The organism is Arsenophonus sp. ENCA (assembly GCF_002287155.1).
Taxonomy (GTDB): domain Bacteria; phylum Pseudomonadota; class Gammaproteobacteria; order Enterobacterales; family Enterobacteriaceae; genus Arsenophonus; species Arsenophonus nilaparvatae.
Genome location: NZ_NHNG01000669.1, coordinates 1 through 2,219, shown reverse-complemented (window position 1 = coordinate 2,219; position 2,219 = coordinate 1). Strand labels below are relative to the sequence as shown.

Genomic DNA, 2,219 nt, shown 5'->3' with positions numbered 1-2,219 from the left:
AATGATTGCTTTACATAAACGATTATCTCGTAACAGCCGCTCTTTGTTGATCATTTCAAACCTTTATTCTCTAAGTTAAACCTCTTTTTATTCTCAATAGCGTGACAAAAAATGCAAGTCTCTATTCAGCAACTAGTTTTATGAACGATTATGCCTTCGCGGGAAAGCGAAGATGTGTGCCATTGGAGCACTTATGCGAAAACTTGTTCACTGGTGCTATGGGGTATTGAAGACACAAAAGCCGTTCGATGCTGATTACCTGCATTCAGATAGGCGTAGCGCATGTAAGGCTGCATGATGCTGTTTCATATGACGCAGTAGATAAACCGCCGAAACCCGGCGTAAGCCGGATGGGGCTATAAGAAAGCTTGTCGCCCACCCACCCTGAATAGCCATGCGGTTTTACAGTAGATTTAACCCCGTTAGCACGGTATAACCGCGATGTATCGGGGATTTGGTGCTGTCAGCAAGTTGACAGCACTTAGGGGGGTGTTGCCAAAACTTAAGGCGATCTTTTTCTTGACTTAGCACGGTAGCTTGAGCATGAAAGCCGTCGAGCAATCGCACGTATAGACATACCCTGGCGATGTAAAACAGAAATTTCCACTCTGATCTCCAATGTTATCATCGGCAGTACCTTAAAACTGCCATTTTTACTCTTGGTGGATCAGTTTTACATTAGCAAGTGGATCATTTTTACATTGGTAGCGACACTATGGGGCTATATCAACAAATTACCGATACGGCGACTGTTAACCATTGAAGACCCCCCCGAAGGCCGAATTTATGGCGCAATCCAGACGCCGATCATCGCTGATAAGAAAAACACCGAAGAAATCAAACGCGCATGGCTGCTATCGATGGCCTATGCCTTGCGATGCGATCCGGATGCGATTTTAAACGGTGAAATCCGCGATTTGGAATCTGCCATCACCGCACTGAAAGCGGCCATGACCGGGCATCTGCTGATGACGACACTTCACGCAAATGATGGCCTGAATATCCTTAAGCCTGTTGCTCAATAGTGAAATAAAACTGCTTTCAATAAAAACAAGTTAGATACATCTAAAAAACACAAAAATAGGTTATTTTTTGATCTTATATGGGTCATTTTTAATTCAAAAATTGATTATTTTATCATCAATGGCTGGTTTTTTTGTAAGTCACAATTAATTTTGCTATTGAGCAACAGGCTTCTTGAACGACTGGAAATAGAAGGGGTATCCGCACGGCTATTGGCCGATGCGCAGTTATTGATTGGGCTGATAAGCCAACGACTGGTACAGCGCTTATGCCCGCACTGCAAAGTGCCTTATCACCGGGTAGCCGGGCAGCTTGAGGCGGACGATCGCGATCTGATTGAACACCATTGCCAACCTGAAAAGGTGTTTATGCGCCATTTTGAAGGCTGCGAACACTAAGCCTGTTGCTCAATAGCAAAATTAATTGTGACTTACAAAAAAACCAGCTATTGATGATAAAATAATCAATTTTTGAATTAAAAATGACCTATATAAGATTAAAAAATAACCTATTTTTGTGTTTTTTAGATGTATCTAACTTGTTTTTATTGAAAGCAGTTTTATTTCACTATTGAGCAACAGGCTTACTGTTTTCATGGCATTGTCGGGCGTATCGTGGTGGCGGAAGTGATCGCACCGGATGCACAATTTTTTGAACTGTACCGGACAAAAAGTAAAGCGGCAGCGAAAACCTACTGGCATCGGACGCTTGGCGGCATGACGCGTAATCAGCACGTCTTGCACTACATCCATGCGGGAGAGGTTGACCCACTGGCGGCGCACTTCATTTGCCCGATTGATGAGGACAGTTATACGTTGTTGCCGTTAGAAAGTTAAAGCGCCCCAATTAGGGGCACTATGATTAAGCAGCGTTGTGTTCAAGGACACACCCGGATTCATTTTGAACGCCAATAGGAATCTTCTGCGGTTTTTCCTGTTCAGGGATCTCGTAGATAAATTGCAAGGTTAATAATCCTTTATCCAGCGTCGCTTGCTGAATCGTTATTCGATGCTCAAGGCTGAAATTTACAGAAAATCCATTTTTACTAATGCCTTGATGTAACCATTTCACACCTTCTTTTTCATCTTCTGATTCATTTTTCTCATCGCTCGCTTTACCACTGATGGTTATCTGATGATTATGCACAGAAATCTCCAATTCATCTTGTGAATAACCCGGCACACTAAACGTTAGCT

At 42.8% G+C, this 2,219-nt stretch carries 2 protein-coding genes and 4 pseudogenes; 4 read left to right on the top strand and 2 right to left on the bottom strand.

The genetic code is table 11. The features are described 5' to 3' along the window. Positions 1 to 139 precede the first annotated feature (139 nt). Positions 140 to 298 (top strand): annotated as a pseudogene (locus CBG25_RS17645) (IS110 family transposase); the annotation flags it as partial. 249 nt (positions 299 to 547) lie between these two features. Here CBG25_RS17645 and CBG25_RS17640 read toward each other — a convergent pair. After that, positions 548 to 628: pseudogene (locus CBG25_RS17640) on the bottom strand (helix-turn-helix domain-containing protein); the annotation flags it as partial. A gap of 85 nt (positions 629 to 713) precedes the next feature. Between CBG25_RS17640 and CBG25_RS17635 the strand changes: the two are divergent. The 3 genes and pseudogenes from CBG25_RS17635 to CBG25_RS17625 form a co-directional block, all read left to right on the top strand. Then, a pseudogene (locus CBG25_RS17635) lies at positions 714 to 1,010 on the top strand (ATPase, T2SS/T4P/T4SS family); the annotation flags it as partial. Positions 1,011 to 1,181: 171 nt separating this feature from the next. Further along, positions 1,182 to 1,421 (top strand): hypothetical protein, encoded by a 240-nt coding sequence (locus tag CBG25_RS17630; RefSeq protein ID WP_290608295.1) that lies wholly within the window; start codon positions 1,182 to 1,184, stop codon positions 1,419 to 1,421. A 186-nt stretch (positions 1,422 to 1,607) separates the two neighbouring features. Next, a pseudogene (locus tag CBG25_RS17625) lies at positions 1,608 to 1,859 on the top strand (type II secretion protein E); the annotation flags it as partial. Positions 1,860 to 1,884: 25 nt separating this feature from the next. Here CBG25_RS17625 and CBG25_RS17620 read toward each other — a convergent pair. Further along, a partial coding sequence (locus CBG25_RS17620) for an Hsp20 family protein (RefSeq protein WP_290603906.1) occupies positions 1,885 to 2,219 on the bottom strand: 335 nt, incomplete at its 5' end.